We start from the raw sequence: 16,857 nt of genomic DNA, 5'->3' as shown, positions 1-16,857 counted from the left end.
TAAGTTATTAATACATTACTTGAAATTTGACGATATTCCCATTCCTGGGGCATCCATACCTTGATTCAGCAACGCCTCCACCTTTATACAAAACAAAGCGAATCCCTTGTTTGTCTAATATTTTTGCTAGTTTATCAACCCCTTCTTCAACATACTGAGAAAAGATAAGTACCTTCTGATTATTAGCTACTATTATTTCAAGATATTCAATTAATTGTTCCGTCTTTGGACTTTCATCTTTCCCTTCAGCAAAATTACAAATCTGCTTCAACTTTGCTATAAGCGCAAAAATGTGAGTTTGAACTTGACTGTTGTTACCCAAAGAATTTTTAATATCTAGACGACCTGCATTCAGAGCATTATTGTAAGCCTTACGTTGTTCTGCATCTAAATCCAACCATTTTTCTTGATGATTTTTATCAGGCAAATCCTTTAAGACATCCTGCTTTAATCGGCGAAGCATATAAGGCTTTATGGTGTCTTTTATTTCTTGATTTGAATAATTAACACTAGATTGAAAAAAGCCGGGTTCAAGAAATTCAAAAAGTGATTTAACATCTTCAACACTATTTTCAATTGGTGTACCAGTTAATGCCCATCGATATTGGGCTTGTAATTGACGAACTGCTTTAGAACGCCCAGAATTTTTATTTTTTACATTCTGCGCTTCATCTAAAGCAACAAAATCAAATTTATTTGAATCAGTTAATAAACCATCGGATAAATCATTACGGATAGTATCATAGGTTGTAATATACACATGAACAGGAGTTTCCCAAGCTAGTTTTCGGTGTTGCTTACTGCCTCTAATAACCGTTGTCAAAAGTTCTGGCGCCCAAAGGTATAAATGTCCTATCCATCCTTCGGGTTTTTCAGTTTCAATGCTTATTGCAACGCTACCAATTACGGCAGGAGGGCAAACAATTAATGCAGATTTAATTTTTCCTGTCCTGAAAAGAAGACGTATTGCATTTACTGTCTGCACGGTTTTACCAGTGCCCATTTCGTCCGCTAGTAAGGCTGATGATTTATCTACTAACCAGCCAATTCCTTCCTGTTGATATCCTCGTAAAGGTTGATATAAATCAAGCTCACCAGGAAAATTAAATAATAAAGGTGGTTGTAGTAAGGGCTTTAATAAATCCCAAACATCTACCTGTTTGGTCAGAGAATAGTCTTTTTGAGCCTGCTCGATTAAACGAAGTTTTTCATCATCTCCAAGATTTGAAAGATTTCTTCTAAGCTGTTGAGTCTCGTCTTCAAATGCTTTTCCTTTTGGTTTTTCTGCTTCTAGGGGTTGAAATAAGTTTCCTGAAATGGATGTCTGATTAATTGGGTAATTATATTCAAAACTGTCTGGTTGAGGAATGAATTCTACTAAGTTGGTAGATGTCCAATTTTTAACACTAAATAAATCTGTGCGATCGAAAGTATTGGAACGAGGAATAAATAAACTTTCGGCAATCTCAAAGTTGCTAGGAGTCTGAAGTGGCTCACTTATTTCAAAGACTGATGGAAAAACAGGCAAAAGATTTTCAGAAATTTTTACTTTTGAAATAATTAGGCACAAATTATCTGAAATCTGGGGAATAGTTATCCGAAAACTTTGCGTGCGAGTCTCCGGTAGATCCATTACCCATTCTTTTATCAGATAGCAAGTAGGTTTTTTAACTCCAGATGTTGTCTTGGTTATATGTTTTGAAATACTTCGTATCAGTAGCATAGGGATTACTCTCCAAGCTTCTGATTATGCACTTCCTGACACGCTATGGCATTACGGGAAAATGGCTCTAGTAGATCTCTACGAGAATATATTGACTCCAGTTGCTCTCGTATGCTGCTTAGCTCTTTGCTAAACTTATCTGTAGTTTTCAGGATAAGAGGAGGATGACCTGAAACAGAATCTAATTGTTCCGTTGGATTGTTTTTGCCAAATTCCAGCTCATCTTCTTTCAAAATCAAAACAGTTGGAATCGTCTGTTTCGTGCTAATTCCCAGAAAAAGTGGGTCACGTACTAATAGGATTTGAGGCTTTTCCTTAAGTTGCTCCAGTAAGGGAACTGCTATAAGTTCTACGAGAATATGCTCATCCAGTAATTTCCCGTATAAGGTTTTCTGGAACAGAGTAGGGCGCACTGTAGCCGTGACTCGAAACTCCAATGGCTTTGTCTCACAATCAGCCACAAGTACCGCGCCTCGAATCGCTGCACCATCTTCAAAGCGATGACTGGAAATAAAGGCTATTTTGAGATCGTTCATATTTTTTGATAAATAACTAAAAAACAGGCTAGCTTTAAGCTTTATATACAGCGGTGATCAAAAACACATGAGATAAAGCTTCTGACAAAAAACGTTGGCTGGATGCTGCTGCGTCAGTATCATATTTACAAGAGTGCTTGCTCAACAGCATCAATTTCATCTCCTAAATGAGCTAATCTAGCCTCTTCTTCTAACAGTTGCTGTTCCACTTGGAACTTAACTGCTGTCGCAGTTTCAATCGCAAAGTCCGCCCGCATCCGTTTTACCTTCTCGCTCCGTAAGTTCCACTCACCTTGCAAGCCATCTCGCTTCTGTTCCATTCGCCGTCTTTGTCCAGAATTTAGGCTTGTTGGTGCAGGAGTAAACTCAAGAGAAGGCGATTCGCCTGGTAGAAACTTACTGCCGCCTGAATAGTAGCAGAGGGGAAAGTTATCACCTAAGTCTAAAACTTTATTTACGAACGGATGTTGAGGGCCGGATGCTCGCTTAGGTACTTGGTCAAATAGGTAAATTAGGACATCAAGAATGCGAGCATAACTATCTTTATTGACGGCTGCCTTGCCTTGTAATGCTTCCAGTAGACAAGCAGTAAAAGCACTATAAGGATTACCTGTATAGGAATACTCGTCTTCTCTTGATGAAGCAACTACTACCCTACCACTGCCAGATCCCAATACATTCAACAGGTCAGGTGGCACCGGCGACTTGGTAAAACTTTTATCAACTTCCTTCTGTGCAGGAACACCTCCAGCGTGACAGCAATCTAGGAGAACAACAAGCTTACGAGCTTTAATCGCCTCAATCTTCTCAGTAAACTCTCTACCTGATATAGCTGTATCTGCTATTTTGCTACTGTTAAAGCCATAGGGTACTAGAAAATACTCAGATGAGCCATCTAAACTCTTTATTTGTCCCCCATGACCGGAATAATACACAATTACAGTCGCCTCCGGATTGTGACTAACTTGTTCAATCAGCCTGTCGAATGTAGCAAGAATTTGCTGCCGAGTGGCAGAAGTTTCGGTTAGGAGGGCAATTTGTTCTGTTGAGTAAGCAGCGCGACTGGGGTCGATCAGCACATTATATAGAGCAGTGGCATCTTTGACGGTGACGGGTAGATCAGCACCGATGCCAATAAGTAATGCGTAGCCGTTGGAGAAGGTTTGATTAGTCACGCTCTGTTTTAGTCAACTTATATAGGACTTAGGCATCCTTGGCAGAATTTTAGCTATTATAGCATTCATAGATAACTGTGATCCTATTTTAAGGGGTTTGAGAGAATCTATTCCTAAGTCCTGAACTACATGGGTGCAAGAAGGGTTTTCATGCCCTGAGCTATTGAGAATTGAGCGATCGCAGTCCTATCTGTGATGTTTGCCATTTTAAACCTAACCTACGAACAGCAGCAAATGTTGATTAAAATTCTCCCAAACTGTCACCGCGAAAATCGCCGTGTAGAAATAGCTGCGGATTCCCAAAAAACCTTTGCTGATTTTCGTACAGGCAAATTTCGACAGCAGTCAGCCGAGGATGTCATTGCAGCTTTGCGCCAGTCTTTATTAATTGAGTAATCGGCTCTAACTAACCGAAAAAAGTCTCTCTTTTTCTCTTCCTCTGTGTTCTTTGTGTTCTCTGCGGTTCATTAATTCTTCTAATAACTATTTGCTAGCGAATCTAAGCGTAACTATTGTATAAGGTGCGTCGCCAGGAGATTGTCGATTTTTATTGGAAATTGTCCAGGGCGACACACCCTACAGCTTGATCTATTTCCCATCCAATCTCGGTACGCCTTCCAAAAAAGGGCCGCTCAACATTAATTCAGTCATCCTATCTAATTTGCCGCTGACTTTCATTTTTTTATCGGTTTTAAATCGCTTAATGTCTGCTTTTAAATTGCCGCTATTATATCCTAATTTAGTCAAATAATCGATCGCCTGTTTGTCACTTAACAAGATATCCGCAGAACGAAAAATCGGCACATATTCCTCCCGCCAAACCTTCGCAAAAGTTGCCCTGTCTAAATAGAAAACCCTGCCCCGCGCCGGATCTCCAATGGCTGCTACACTGTCATTCATTCCCAGCAAAGCCACGGCGTGCGGCAACTTTCGAGGGCCGTCAAACAGCCAAACTGCTAGCACTCCGGGGCGATTAATTTGCTGAATTTGCTCCCAACTGGGCGCTAGTTCGATCGCATTTACACCCAACCCCCTCGCTGCTACAATCAACTGTGGCATCGAAGTACCCAAGCGACTCGTACCCGCCAAACGCGCCACACTCGATTCCGTCGCCTCGATTCCCCAACGCCTCAACACGGTTGCTAGCGCCGCCGGTGCACAACTGCTGTTAGATGTTTGCCGAAACACACCGTTTGGTTGCAAGTTGTCCACTAAATCATCATAAATTGGCGCCATAAAATAGGCTTCAGCGCTGGTAAATCCGCCCAATCCCAGCAAGCAAATTAAGATGACTGCAACTACTTGCGATCGCGCCGTCAACCAACTTATACTAAACCCAATACCACAAACTCCCATCAACATCACCCTGAGCAAAGTCCAAGTAACTCGCATTCCGTGCACGCGCCACTCGATCGGCAAAGCTGGGATTTGCGGCAGATTTAAAGCCAGCAGCAGCAACCCAACATACAAACCCAAAAACAGCAGGGCGATCGAATTATGCCCCTTAAACAAATCGTTAGCCGTCACTCCAGAGCGAACTAACACCTTCCCGAATCGCATTCCCCAGACAAACAGCACCGAACCCAACACCAGTGTCACCACTATTTCCATGAGCTCAAAATTTTGTTGCTTAACTAGGTTTTAACACGCTGTGGGTTCGATCGTCCGTGGCGCAGTCGCAAAGTGGGAAAATTGCCGGGAAACTGTAAAATAAACAACACTTTAAATAGTGGGAGCATCCCCGCTGGCTTGCTTATAGAACCAAGCGAGCGGAGACGCTCGCACTGTAAAAAAAATGCTTTTTGCAAAAAAGAAATGCTCCCTTAAAATTTGCCATCTGTCAAGCAGTCTAGTAACTCTTTTTACCAGTTCTACAAACTCCCCAAAAAAGATTTAGAACCGCAAAAAAATCCCAAATCGATCGCCAAAACAGACACATTTTTTGTAAAATAGATGGAAATCAAAACCCATTCAAAGATAGTCTGGGAGTCGGTCTACAAAAACCTGCTTAAATCCATCAGCTTCATTCTCCCCGTCAACGGCGGAGAATCGATGACAATTTTGCTCAGCACCCTCCTCGGCCGAGATTTGCCGATTTTGTCGCTGCAAATCCTCTGGTTGAATATGCTCAACTCAATCACCATGACTGTACCGCTCGCTTTTGAACCCAAGTCTCCGGGGGTGATGCAACAGCAGCCGCGGCCAGTTAACGAACCTTTCCTGACTGAAAGTCGGATCAAACGAATCTTGGCAATTTCTTTGTACAACTGGACGATAATTTTCGGAATGTTTGAATGGGTGCGCCAATCGGATTGGGGAACTTTGCCGCTAGCCCGGACAATGGCAATTCAAGCTTTGGTAATGGCGAGAATTTTTTACCTGTTGAGTCTCAGCCAGTTGCTACCTTCTTTGATGGCTAAATTTAACGGCTCGAAGGAAAAATTTAGCGGCGCTCCTGCCCTGGCTGCGAGCATTGCTGCGGCTGTGATTTTGCAGGTGATTTTTGCTAATTCTCCGTTTATCAATCAAATATTCCAGACGGCTCCGATGAATCTCAGTCAGTGGCTGATTTGCTTCGTTATCGCGCTACCTGCGATCGGTGTTGCGCTTTCTGTCAACCGTTTTGATCCGCCTAATTAATAGGATTCGGCATTCAGGAGTCGATCGATATTTTATTTCTTAGTCGTGGACGCAGAAACCGGGTTTTTTAAGCAAATATTGGATTGTAGCCTTTAACATCGGTGAAAAACCCGGTTTCTTTGGTATTGATGGGTGCAGGACTGTTTCTGTTTTCGATCCCTCCCACAGACAATTAAATACTTGACAATCGTCAGTTTTGAGTGTTTTGCAGGGAACCTGTCTCTCAGCAAAACATTAAAAACTTTATTTTTTTATCATATAAGTGTGCCTCCACGAGCGATCGCTCGATCGGGAGATTCTCCACCCGCTTTTTAACATTTTATGTAATTATTGTCAATATACTCAAAGAATGATATTTGTACACTCATTCAAAAAAATGAGAATGCTTGCAGGGGGAAAAATGCCCAAAAGCTTACACCTCAAGCTTTTGGTGAAATCTTGGCGAGCGGTGAAAGAATCAAGCAACACCAAGCACTACTTAATAAAACGCAACATTCTACAACATATACTTATCAGTTAAATTTAATATTTGTTTTATAATTACAGCAAGAGTACGGTAAACTGAATGATTAAGCCAAGAAAACGTGGAGCTCGCTGTTGGCGAGTTAACACAACTTGGTCGATCGCAATATCAAGTTAATCAAAAGTGTAAAATCAGCAGGGATATTTGAAAGACTTATGCTAGCAATAAATCTTTCGATCCCTCCTGCTTTCCGTGCGCTCAAAATAGTTCGCTAATTGGCCTTTAGCAAACAGCAAAAAAGCGCTTTGATAAACTTCAGTGATGTCGTTACAGAAGATTTATGAATAGGAGCGAAGTTAGGCTATGACAAAATTTTCAGAGCAATTTTCCCGGCGTAAATTTATTGTTACCGCAGGTGCATCTGCCGTCAGTACAATACTCCTCAAAGGCTGTTTGGGAAATCCCCCAGAACCCGGTGCTACAGCAGGTGCCGGCGGCAGCACTAATGCCGGTAGCGGGACAGTACCTGCGGCCACATCAGCAGTTGCTGTTGCCAACGAAAAAAGAGTAGAGGGCATCGAAACTACAAAAGTTATCTTGGGATATATCCCGATCGTCGAAGCAGCAGCTTTAATTATTGCCAAAGAAAAAGGCTTTTTTGCCAAGTATGGTATGACCGAAGTGGAAGTCGCCAAACAAGCCAACTGGGGTTCGGCTAGAGACAACTTAGAAATCGGATCTGCCGGCGGCGGTATTGATGGAGGCCAGTGGCAAATGCCCATGCCTTATCAAATTAGTGAAGGTCTGATCACCAAAGGTAGCGTCAAAATTCCGATGTATGTTCTAGCCCAGTTGAACACTCAGGGAAATGGAATTGCGATCGCCGGAAAACACAAAGGCAAAGGCATCGGGCTCAAACTAGACCAAGCGGCCCAAGACTACATGAAAGGCCTCAAAAAAGCAGGCACGCCCTTCAAAGCAGCCTACACCTTTCCCAAGGCCAACCAAGATTTTTGGATTCGCTACTGGCTAGCAGCTAACGGCATCGATCCCGACACAGAAGCCGAGTTGCTAACAGTACCGTCAGCCCAAACCGTAGCCAACATGAAAACCGGCAGCATGGACGGTTTCAGTACCGGCGACCCCTGGCCCCTGCGGATCGTCCAAGAGGACATCGGCTTCATGTCCGCCCTCACAGCCCAAATCTGGAAAGATCACCCCGAAGAGTATCTAGCTATGCGCAGCGACTGGGTAGACAAACATCCCAAAGCCAGCGAAGCCATGCTAGCAGGACTGATCGAAGCGCAGCAATGGTGCGACAAACCAGAAAATCGCCCCGAATTAGTTGCCATTACTTCTGGCAGAAACTACTTTGACGTACCTCCGGCAGTTTTGACACCTCCCTACCAGGGCAAGTACATGATGGGTGACGGCCAACCAGAGATCGACGATTTCAAAATGAGCCCGCTGTACTGGAAAGACGACCTCGGCAACGTTTCCTATCCTTATAAGAGTCACGATTTGTGGTTTTTAACCGAAAGCGTGCGCTGGGGTTTCTTGCCAACTAACACCTTGGTAGATTCTAAGACAATTATCGGCAAAGTCAACCGCGAAGATTTGTGGAAAGCCGCAGCAAAATTGGCCGGAGTTACTGATGCTGACATTCCCAAAAGTACGTCTCGTGGCATTGAAAAGTTCTTTGATGGCAAAGAATTTAACCCGGAAAAGCCAGAAGATTACCTCAAGAGTTTGACCTTTAAAAAAGTTTGATGGGGTATTAACTTCCCATAATTTAGTCTCGAATTTTACGGTCAAAAAAATAGCGCAAACACAGGAGATTAATAGGATGGCTGTAAGTACAAATCGAAGGGACAGAGGCGCAGCGCAAGGAGCGTTTGGCGAGTTTTGGAAGAAGCATTCACCAAATATTTTACCGCCAATTTTAGGAGTTTTGGGGTTTCTGTTAGTTTGGCAATTCCTGTCGAGCACGCAACTGATCAAACTGCCGGGCCCGACCAGCGTTTGGACTGACGAACGGACGCGGGTATTGTTGCTGTATCCTTTCATGAATTCCAAAACCTACGGAATCGGCTTGTTTTGGCAAACTATGGCTAGTTTGGAACGGGTGGCAAAAGGCTACACTCTCGCCGCTGCGGTGGGAATTGCTGGGGGTGTTTTGGTCGGTACAAATCCGTTGCTGAACAAGGCTTTAGACCCGATTTTTCAGTTTTTGCGGATGGTTGCGCCTCTGGCTTGGGTGCCGATCGCCCTGGCTGCACTCCAACAAAACGAACCTGCTGCTTTGTTCGTGATTTTTATCACCGCAGTTTGGCCGATTTTGATCAACACCGCTGAAGGTGTCCGCCAAATTCCCGACGATTACAACAACGTAGCGAAAGTGCTGCAACTGACTCGGAAAGAGTATTATTTGAATATTTTGTTTCCGTCGGCACTTCCCTACATCTTTACCGGATTGAGAATTGCGATCGGGCTGGCTTGGCTGGCGATTATTGCAGCGGAAATTGTGATGTCGGGGATTGTTGGTATCGGCTTCTTTATTTGGAACGCTTACCAGCAAAACTACATCAGCGAAATTCTGTTAGCGGTGTTCTACATTGGGGCTGTTGGTTTGATACTCGATCGCATGATGGCTTGGTTGCAACACAAAATTGCTCCCTCTGAAGGCAAATAATTAACAGTTGACAGTTGGCAGTTGGCAGTTGGCAGTTGGCAGTTGGCAGTTGGCAGTTGATATTTAACTGGTTCCCAGGCTGTGCCTGGGAACCAGTTAAACGAGTAGCAGAACTTCACTCCTCAGCCTTTTAAGAGGAATGAATTCCTCACTACGAACCAATATTGTTATTGCAGTTGGACGATAGGGATAATAGAACAGCTAACGGTCAACAGTCAACAATCAATAATCAAAAAAGCTAGGACAAACCTACAAAAAAAGGCAAGAAAATCATGTCTGTTTTGATTGCGGTAGAACAAGTCGGAAAAACATTTAATTTAACAGACGGCGGCACATACGTAGCCCTCAAAGGCATCGACTTAGAAATTAAAAAAGGAGAGTTTGTCTCCTTAGTCGGACACTCCGGCTGCGGCAAATCTACGCTGCTAAATATGGTGGCAGGTTTGGACTTGCCCACAGAAGGATTGGTGACGATCGACGGACAAAGAATCACCCAGCCGGGCCCCGATCGCATGGTAGTATTCCAAAACTATTCGCTGCTACCTTGGCGAACAGTCAGAGAAAACATTACCCTAGCCGTAGACTCGGTGATGAACGGCTTACCCAAAGCCGAACGCCTCGACATCATCCAAAAACACATCGAAATGGTGGGCTTGGGGCCCCACTCCGAGAAGCAACCGGCACTGCTATCGGGCGGACAAAAACAGCGCGTGGCGATCGCCCGTGCTCTAGCTTTGCGCCCCAAACTGTTACTCTTGGACGAACCCTTCGGCGCTTTGGATGCTTTGACTCGCGGCAACTTGCAAGAAAAGTTGATGGAAATTTGCCAAGAGTACGAAATCAGCGCCTTGATGGTAACGCACGACGTGGACGAAGCAGTGCTGTTGAGCGATCGCATCGTCATGCTCACCAACGGCCCTGAATCGAAGATTGGCGGCATCCTCGAAGTAGACATCCCCCGCCCCCGCAAACGCATGGAAGTAGTCACGCACCCCAGCTACTACGCCCTGCGCAGCGAAATGATTTACTTCCTCAACCAGCAGAAACGAGTCAAAAAACTGCGGGCGCGCAAAGTACCGGCGATCGCCCGCCACGGCCTAGAAAAAGTCAACCTCGAACTCGGCTTCATCCCCCTCGCCGCCTGCGCTCCCCTCGCCGTCGCCAAAGAAAAAGGCTTATTTGCCAAACACGGACTCGATGAAGTCCACCTCGTGCGGGAAACAAGCTGGCGCGGCATCGTAGACGGCATCGCAGCAGGCTACTTAGACGCAGCCCAAATGCCCTCTGGGATGGCAATGTGGTTGACATTAGGAGGCCACCAAAACAAGCCAATACCAACCGTTACAGCCCTCACCATGAGCCGCAACGGCAACGCTATTACCCTCGCACGACGCTTTTACGACCAAGGAATCTACAATCTGGCAGATTTCAAAGAAATGCTCCGCAGAACACCCGCGCAAACGCACCGCCTGGGAATCGTTCACCCTTCTTCGATGCACAACCTACTGCTGCGCTACTGGCTAGCTTCCGGCGGCATTGATCCGGATCATGATGTTGTGCTGAAAAATCTCCCACCAGCTCAAATGATCGTGGACTTGCAAGGCGGCACCATTGACGGTTTCTGCGTCGGCGAACCTTGGAATTTGCGGGCCTCGATGGAAGGAGTCGGCTTTACGGTAGCTACAGATTTGGAACTGTGGCCCGGACACCCAGGCAAAATTTTGGGGGTGCGGGAAGACTGGGCAAATGCCTATCCCAACACTCACATTGCTCTGCTCAAAGCTTTGCTGGAAGCTTCTCAATACTGCGCCGATCCAAATCATGCCGAAGAAGTTTCCGAAATTGTGTCGGGACGGGAATATGTCGCCACGGATAAGAGTTACATTCAACTTGGCGATCCTAATTCTTCTGCTTGTAACCTCGATACTCCGATGCGGGAATACGCCCACCACTTGTTCTATGGAGACTCCGTGAACCATCCGAGCCGCACTGAACAGTTGTGGCACATGGTGCAGATGGCACGTTGGGGCGATACTGTGTTCCCGCGCAACTGGGTGGAAGTTTTGGAACGTGTGGTGCGGGTTGGCCCGTTCAGCACGGCCGCGCGAGAGTTGGGAATGTCTGATATTACTCATACTCGTGGTTCTCTTCGCTTGTTTGATGGCACGGTGTTTAGTGGTGATGATCCGATCGGCTATCTCAACAATCTGGAAATCAAACGTGATTTCACGATGGCCCAAGTCATCCTCGATTCCGGCCGCAGAGCTGCTTAAAATCTGTTTGTGTCCGCGCCGGTGGACTCCTTTCCACCGGCCCAATGTCTAATGGTGATCTGCGAGTTTTGAAGTATCGAAAGGTGAAGAAATTGCTTAGTTATCGATCGCCCCTGTCCGAGACTTATCAACTCAGAAGTCAGAGAAGAGTAACCAGAAATCAAAGCGATTGATTGCATTGTTGAGAGTGAAGTGGCACAATTATATAATTGATGCAAAAGTCTTCCAATTTAAACTCAATACTCAAAACATACAGGGAACTTGCAAATCTACAGTCTCAACTCGCAGCTCATCACCATTCAAAATTCCACTATTTGCAATTGCCAATAACCCACTAACAAGTTCCTAAACCCATGCTCAAAACTACTGCGAACCAGATCGACACCAAAAAGCAAAGCAAGAAAACAAAAGATCGCCGCCAGCCTTTTTTGGTGATGGACAATGTTCATAAAGTATATCCAAACGGTTACAGAGCATTAGAAAATATTAACTTGACTGTAGCTGAGGGAGAGTTTATTACTCTGATCGGACACTCCGGTTGTGGTAAGTCAACACTATTAAATATGGTGTCGGGTTTTAGCCATCCCAGCGAGGGCACTGTGTCGATTAACGGGCAGCGGATCGAGAAGCCAGGCCCCGATCGCATGGTAGTGTTTCAGGGTTACGCTTTGTTGCCTTGGCGCACGGTATTTGAGAATGTTTATATTGCCGTTAACGCTGTATTTCCTGAGAAGTCGAAGGTCGAAAAAAATGCGATCGTCAACGAGCATTTGGCGATGGTGGGACTGACAGAAGCTGCTGAGAAAAGACCGCCGCAAATTTCCGGCGGTATGAAACAACGGGTGTCCATCGCCCGCGCTTTGGCAATTCGCCCCCAAGTGCTGATTTTGGACGAACCTTTCGGCGCTTTGGACGCAATTACCAAGGAGGAATTGCAGGAAGAGTTGCTGAAAATCTGGAACGATCACCGCTGTACGGTGTTGATGATTACTCACGATATTGACGAAGCGCTGTTTTTGGCCGATCGCCTGGTGATGATGACTAACGGCCCGTCAGCGACGATTGGGGAGGTTCTGGAGATTCCTTTTCCTCGTCCGCGCGATCGGGTACAAATGATGGAAGATCCGGAATATTACAATTTGCGGAACTACGCCCTAGACTTCCTCTTCCGCCGCTTTGCTCACGATGACGACGCTTAAACCCTTTGAGACTGGGGATTGCTGGAAAATTAAAGCCCCAGTATTTCCCCAATTCAGGACAACATCGCTGGGGGTGAGATGTGGCTGGTGCGATCCTCTTCGAGGGCTTCGCTAACGGGTAAACTGGAGCTTAATTGTTGAGGAATAAGTTTTTCCGGAAGATTCGGATCTTTTTTTCAGCTTTTACGTCAATCCGCTAAGAGACCCGATTGCCTAGCTGTCCATAAGCTGGCATGAATTTAGCTCACCTTTGACTGAAGGTGGGCTTCTTTCTTATGTTATTAACAATTTTTGTTAAATTGACGCTTGGTGCATTCCACCCTTTTAAGTGTCACAGGCCCAATCTTGATTAGTGTTTTATCGATTAAGGCGATCGCAAATGTCAGTAAATGAATGTCAGTAAATGTCAGTCTCCCAAATATTCTCAAGTTAAAATTCCATTTCTTTGATCAATCACCAGCTTCATTTGAGTTTAAAGCAGCGAATTTTATAATATCTTATTTTACCCGATCACTCGACCTGCAATCTGCTGTAAATCAATTAATTTTCAACCAATTAAACAACTCGGCTGCGGATAACTGCCAATTACCCAACACACTAAGAACAGGTAAAATATCCATATCTGATTTAACTTCAGGCAGTTGATTCGGCAGAAAAACTATTACTGATTTATCGCTATGATCGGCAAACCAACCCAATTTAGTGCCGTGATTGATCGAAAAAACAATTTTTTTAATCACCTGATTGGGAGATTGATCCGGTGACAGAATTTCAATTATCCAATCCGGTGCAACTTCAAAACGGTTGGCAATTTCCCCATCTGCATCAACAGGAATTCTCGACCACTCAAAAACAGCAATATCGGGAACGATTGAGCAATCCGCAAAAGTACAGCACAATTCTGGAAAAGCACAGGCTAATTTTGGGCGTTCCCCAACCTCAGAAATTGCCAACAATAACTCACTTTGAAGTTTGCTATGTTTTCCTTGCGGCATAGGTTTTTGATAAATTTTACCGTCGATGTACTCGCTTGCGGGTTTAGTTTCTGGCAACTGCAAGAACTCTGCCAGAGAAATCGTTAACTTGGCTGCAACTACCATAAATCAGGGTTCCTGAAATCATCCTAATGAACTAACAATCGGAAAATATATTTCTGCTGCTTCTATTTCAAGTTTGCACGGAAAACTCGTCTGAGTCAATATCCCAATTTACCCAGCGAATTGCCTCTTTAGCAGATGTCACATCAGGCGGCACTCGCAAAACATGAATGTGTCCCGTGCTCGGACAAGTCATTTTTAACAGATAAATATCTTCTTTTTTCGGAGCATCCTCATCGTCCTCGAAATCATCAGGATCGAAGCCATCAATATCAGCATCAATTTTGAGCAGCGTGTATTCTTTCCAGCAATCTAACTCTGTGGCTTGCAGTTCCGAGCAAATTCTAGCATAACCAATTCCCTGAATTAATACTCGTCTTAATTCAGCATTTTTTTCTGCTAAAAGCCATTGTGCTTGCCACAAATTGGGGTGAATTTGTCCGTATTTTTCAGGTAATGTTACACCGTGGTAGGAATAGATTTTGTAACCGTCGGGAAATTCCAGTGCAGGTTCCCTTTCTGCGTGGAGGCGGTATTCGTTGTCAAGGCGAAGCTGACAAGGGCGCGAGCACACAATGCAGGTATCATCTAACAAAATAATCCAGCCGCATTCTGCTAAAAGCTGGTTCAGGCATTCAAAAAATTTCTGTGCTTCTGGTTTGAGAACAACGCCCAAGCCAGAAACACAGAATTCAGCAAGAGCGAGATTCTCAACCAAATATTTTGGAGTAACTTTTGGTCTTGAATATTTCCAATAATTGGCAAAGTCTGTGTTCAATTGTTGTTCTAGCTGTTCCTCCCATATACTTAACTCCGAAAGTTCTTGCCGCAATTCTGTTATCAAGAAAAAGGGGTGCAGCGCATCTTTTACCCGTTTTTTTAGTCGTTTTATCAAATCAGTGTCATTGGATCTTTTCAGCGGTATTTGTGCTACCCCTCCGTTGGGGCTACTGCAAAAAGTTATTTCAGAGGCCTTTAAACCCAGGATCTCGCAGACAGACTTAACGGCGGCTGCGGCTTTGGGGTTAGAGATGGGTTCGGTAGAGTTGAGGAGAGTTCCCCACTTTTGACGACACGCTTCGATTAGATCCTTATGTTCAGGTTTAAAATTTACATTCAGAGAAGTCAAATTAGTTAGAGATTGCAGGGGTGTGATGTCTGATATTTGATTGTTGTCCAGATTCAGCCAACTCAAATTAGTTAGAGATTGCAGGGGTGTGATGTCTGATATTTGATTGTTGTACAGATGCAGAGAAATCAAATTAGTCAGAGATTGCAGGGATGGGATGTCTGATATTTGATTGTTGTGCAGATTCAGATAATTCAAATTAGTCAGAGATTGCAGTGGTGTGATGTCTGATATTGGATTGTTGGAGAGATACAAATTAGTCAAATTAGTCAGAGATTGCAGTGGTGTGATGTCTGATATTTTATTGTTGTCCAGATCCAGACGAGTCAAATTAGTTAGAGATTGCAAGGGTGTGATGTCTGATATTTGATTGTTGTGCAGACGCAAACAAGTCAAATTAGTCAGAGATTGCAGGGGTGTGATGTCTGATATTTGATTGTAGTACAGATCCAACTCATTGCTACTTGACATTATCTGGTTTGCTTCATAAATGTCAGAAGTGCCAGATTTTTTTAACAGCACTTCAACTGTATATCTTGCAGCTTCTGAAAGGCTGTCTTTGTGCAAGCACCAGTCGGCAAAGCTGCTGAATTCTGCGGGATTTGGTTGTTTTTCAGACATAGGATATCAAGATTAAAATAATAGGAGTTAGTGACATTTCCAAATCTATGGCGATCGCGCTGGTATTAGTATCAACTTTCTACGCGACTGCGGCACGATCTGGCAGGGGTTTAAACCCCTGCCTCATAGCGAAAGTCGGTTAAAACCGACTGAATTCAAACATAAATTAAGGAGGCTGAGAGCGCAATTTCATAAGATATTTGCTGTTCATTTGTGGGATGTTCTAATACTACCAGTCCGTTAAAACCGACTGAATTCAAACATAAATTAAGGAGGCTGAGAGCGCAATTTCATAAGATATTTGCTGTTCATTTGTGGGATGTTCTAATACTACCAGTCCGTTTTAACGGACTTTCGCTATTAGCCAGGGGTTTAAACCCCTGGCGGGCTTTCGGAAGGAAGAACTAACTGGCTTGTAGGTAAAGAGAAATAGTCAAGTTTGCACGCTAAATTCCTCCGGTTTAATATCCCAATTTACCCAGCGAATTGCCTCTTGAGCAGATGTCACATCAGGCGGCACTCGCAACGCATAAAGCAATCCCGTATTCAGAAAGCTCATTTTTAACAAAAAACTGCTAAAGGACGCTCCAATGCGTCGATATACTCCTTAAAATCGATGTTTAACAGGGTATACCTGGTAATTGTCTAATTTAGTGGCTGCAAGTTTTTGACAAATACGATCGCACAAAATGACATCCAATGCTGTAAATGCCGTAGCGAAGCGGGGCGTAAGCCATCGCACAAGCACCGACTTTAATCATTTCCGCAGCGTGCGATCGATCGCGAAAAGTGGAAAGCGATCTCGCCCTCCACTTTTCGAGATAAACTGGAATCTGAACTTCTTGTGCTGACTAAGGTTTGTTAAACCTTAGTCTGCGACATACCGCCAACCTTGCGGCTCATATTCGCGCTGAATCCGCACCATCCAATTACCTTCAGGAATTGCGATCGCATGGTGTTCTTCGTGACTCAATAAAGCTGTGGGCGAAAGCACTCGCAAGTACAGAGTACCGTCTTTTTCGTACAGTTCAGCTTGCCCCTCAATAATCTGGTGAGAATGTCCGGTGACTTCACCTTCGGCGAGAGTTAGGTGAGGTTTCTTTTCTCCTGCGATTTGCGGTACCGGGGTGAGAATTACGTCGCCTTGTCGGATGGGCTGCATAGGTTTTTTCTAAATTTTGTTTGCTGATGTCGATCGAGCTTTCGTACCACTATTATATACTACATTGGTAGTAAGGATTCAGGTCTAAGATTGGGGAATTAAAGAAGGCATAAATAAGTCACAAAAATGGGCAGATATAGCATCACG

The 16,857-nt window shown here is 44.4% G+C and carries 14 protein-coding genes; 6 read left to right on the top strand and 8 right to left on the bottom strand.

The window, feature by feature from the left end:
- Positions 1 to 7: 7 nt before the first annotated feature.
- The 3 genes from QUB52_RS26175 to QUB52_RS26165 form a co-directional block, all read right to left on the bottom strand.
- Positions 8 to 1,723, bottom strand: a complete 1,716-nt coding sequence (locus QUB52_RS26175; protein WP_332975119.1) for a DEAD/DEAH box helicase — start codon at positions 1,721 to 1,723, stop codon at positions 8 to 10.
- A 5-nt stretch (positions 1,724 to 1,728) separates the two neighbouring features.
- Positions 1,729 to 2,259, bottom strand: coding sequence for a hypothetical protein (locus QUB52_RS26170; RefSeq protein WP_332967484.1), 531 nt, complete (start codon positions 2,257 to 2,259; stop codon positions 1,729 to 1,731).
- Between the two features lie 125 nt (positions 2,260 to 2,384).
- Positions 2,385 to 3,434 carry a caspase family protein gene (locus QUB52_RS26165; protein WP_332967483.1) on the bottom strand — a complete coding sequence of 350 codons (1,050 nt, stop codon included), beginning with the start codon at positions 3,432 to 3,434 and terminating at the stop codon, positions 2,385 to 2,387.
- Positions 3,435 to 3,629: 195 nt separating this feature from the next.
- Between QUB52_RS26165 and QUB52_RS26160 the strand changes: the two genes are divergently transcribed.
- Positions 3,630 to 3,830 (top strand): hypothetical protein, encoded by a 201-nt coding sequence (locus tag QUB52_RS26160; RefSeq protein WP_332967482.1) that lies wholly within the window; start codon positions 3,630 to 3,632, stop codon positions 3,828 to 3,830.
- 192 nt (positions 3,831 to 4,022) lie between these two features.
- On the opposite strand, the gene QUB52_RS26155 is transcribed toward QUB52_RS26160, so the two are convergent.
- On the bottom strand, positions 4,023 to 5,045 hold the full coding sequence (locus QUB52_RS26155) for a cysteine peptidase family C39 domain-containing protein (protein ID WP_332975120.1): 1,023 nt from the start codon (positions 5,043 to 5,045) through the stop codon (positions 4,023 to 4,025).
- A 342-nt stretch (positions 5,046 to 5,387) separates the two neighbouring features.
- On the opposite strand from QUB52_RS26155, the gene QUB52_RS26150 reads away from it, so the two are divergent.
- The 5 genes from QUB52_RS26150 to QUB52_RS26130 all read left to right on the top strand — a co-directional run bounded on the left by QUB52_RS26150 (position 5,388) and on the right by QUB52_RS26130 (position 12,701).
- Entirely contained in the window at positions 5,388 to 6,074 is a 687-nt protein-coding gene (locus QUB52_RS26150; RefSeq protein WP_332967480.1) for a cation transporting ATPase C-terminal domain-containing protein, read from the top strand.
- A gap of 826 nt (positions 6,075 to 6,900) precedes the next feature.
- Positions 6,901 to 8,307 carry a CmpA/NrtA family ABC transporter substrate-binding protein gene (locus QUB52_RS26145; protein WP_265238756.1) on the top strand — a complete coding sequence of 469 codons (1,407 nt, stop codon included), beginning with the start codon at positions 6,901 to 6,903 and terminating at the stop codon, positions 8,305 to 8,307.
- Between the two features lie 76 nt (positions 8,308 to 8,383).
- The gene (gene ntrB / locus QUB52_RS26140; RefSeq protein WP_265238754.1) at positions 8,384 to 9,229 is read left to right on the top strand and encodes a nitrate ABC transporter permease; all 846 of its coding nucleotides are present in this window, start codon (positions 8,384 to 8,386) and stop codon (positions 9,227 to 9,229) included.
- Positions 9,230 to 9,501: 272 nt separating this feature from the next.
- The gene (locus QUB52_RS26135) at positions 9,502 to 11,502 is read left to right on the top strand and encodes an ABC transporter ATP-binding/substrate-binding protein (RefSeq protein ID WP_265238752.1); all 2,001 of its coding nucleotides are present in this window, start codon (positions 9,502 to 9,504) and stop codon (positions 11,500 to 11,502) included.
- Between the two features lie 353 nt (positions 11,503 to 11,855).
- Positions 11,856 to 12,701: a nitrate ABC transporter ATP-binding protein gene (locus tag QUB52_RS26130; protein ID WP_265238751.1), complete on the top strand. Its 846-nt coding sequence runs from the start codon at positions 11,856 to 11,858 to the stop codon at positions 12,699 to 12,701.
- 536 nt (positions 12,702 to 13,237) lie between these two features.
- Here QUB52_RS26130 and QUB52_RS26125 read toward each other — a convergent pair.
- The 4 genes from QUB52_RS26125 to QUB52_RS26110 all read right to left on the bottom strand — a co-directional run bounded on the left by QUB52_RS26125 (position 13,238) and on the right by QUB52_RS26110 (position 16,710).
- Complete coding sequence (locus QUB52_RS26125) at positions 13,238 to 13,801, bottom strand: Uma2 family endonuclease (protein ID WP_265238750.1); 564 nt, start codon at positions 13,799 to 13,801, stop codon at positions 13,238 to 13,240.
- Positions 13,802 to 13,868: 67 nt separating this feature from the next.
- The gene (locus QUB52_RS26120) at positions 13,869 to 15,548 is read right to left on the bottom strand and encodes a leucine-rich repeat domain-containing protein (RefSeq protein ID WP_332975122.1); all 1,680 of its coding nucleotides are present in this window, start codon (positions 15,546 to 15,548) and stop codon (positions 13,869 to 13,871) included.
- Between the two features lie 433 nt (positions 15,549 to 15,981).
- Complete coding sequence (locus QUB52_RS26115) at positions 15,982 to 16,107, bottom strand: hypothetical protein (RefSeq protein ID WP_332975123.1); 126 nt, start codon at positions 16,105 to 16,107, stop codon at positions 15,982 to 15,984.
- Between the two features lie 309 nt (positions 16,108 to 16,416).
- On the bottom strand, positions 16,417 to 16,710 hold the full coding sequence (locus QUB52_RS26110) for a hypothetical protein (RefSeq protein WP_265238746.1): 294 nt from the start codon (positions 16,708 to 16,710) through the stop codon (positions 16,417 to 16,419).
- Between the last annotated feature and the right edge of the window lie 147 nt (positions 16,711 to 16,857).

The sequence above is a fragment of the Microcoleus sp. A6-C6 genome (assembly GCF_036705955.1).
Classification (GTDB): Bacteria; Cyanobacteriota; Cyanobacteriia; order Cyanobacteriales; family Microcoleaceae; genus Microcoleus.
The sequence above is the reverse complement of the archived record's forward strand: the minus strand, read 5'-3'. Positions and strand labels throughout refer to the sequence as shown.

What these genes read in the sequence shown, in the direction of transcription:
- QUB52_RS26175 (WP_332975119.1), bottom strand. Translation starts at nt 1,723, where the DNA reads ATGCTACTGATACGAAGTATTTCAAAACATATAACCAAGACAACATCT.
- QUB52_RS26150 (WP_332967480.1), top strand. Translation starts at nt 5,388, where the DNA reads ATGGAAATCAAAACCCATTCAAAGATAGTCTGGGAGTCGGTCTACAAA.
- QUB52_RS26115 (WP_332975123.1), bottom strand. Translation starts at nt 16,107, where the DNA reads ATGAGCTTTCTGAATACGGGATTGCTTTATGCGTTGCGAGTGCCGCCT.
- QUB52_RS26170 (WP_332967484.1), bottom strand. Translation starts at nt 2,259, where the DNA reads ATGAACGATCTCAAAATAGCCTTTATTTCCAGTCATCGCTTTGAAGAT.
- QUB52_RS26110 (WP_265238746.1), bottom strand. Translation starts at nt 16,710, where the DNA reads ATGCAGCCCATCCGACAAGGCGACGTAATTCTCACCCCGGTACCGCAA.
- QUB52_RS26145 (WP_265238756.1), top strand. Translation starts at nt 6,901, where the DNA reads ATGACAAAATTTTCAGAGCAATTTTCCCGGCGTAAATTTATTGTTACC.
- QUB52_RS26155 (WP_332975120.1), bottom strand. Translation starts at nt 5,045, where the DNA reads ATGGAAATAGTGGTGACACTGGTGTTGGGTTCGGTGCTGTTTGTCTGG.
- QUB52_RS26130 (WP_265238751.1), top strand. Translation starts at nt 11,856, where the DNA reads ATGCTCAAAACTACTGCGAACCAGATCGACACCAAAAAGCAAAGCAAG.
- ntrB (WP_265238754.1), top strand. Translation starts at nt 8,384, where the DNA reads ATGGCTGTAAGTACAAATCGAAGGGACAGAGGCGCAGCGCAAGGAGCG.
- QUB52_RS26125 (WP_265238750.1), bottom strand. Translation starts at nt 13,801, where the DNA reads ATGGTAGTTGCAGCCAAGTTAACGATTTCTCTGGCAGAGTTCTTGCAG.
- QUB52_RS26120 (WP_332975122.1), bottom strand. Translation starts at nt 15,548, where the DNA reads ATGTCTGAAAAACAACCAAATCCCGCAGAATTCAGCAGCTTTGCCGAC.
- QUB52_RS26135 (WP_265238752.1), top strand. Translation starts at nt 9,502, where the DNA reads ATGTCTGTTTTGATTGCGGTAGAACAAGTCGGAAAAACATTTAATTTA.
- QUB52_RS26160 (WP_332967482.1), top strand. Translation starts at nt 3,630, where the DNA reads ATGTTTGCCATTTTAAACCTAACCTACGAACAGCAGCAAATGTTGATT.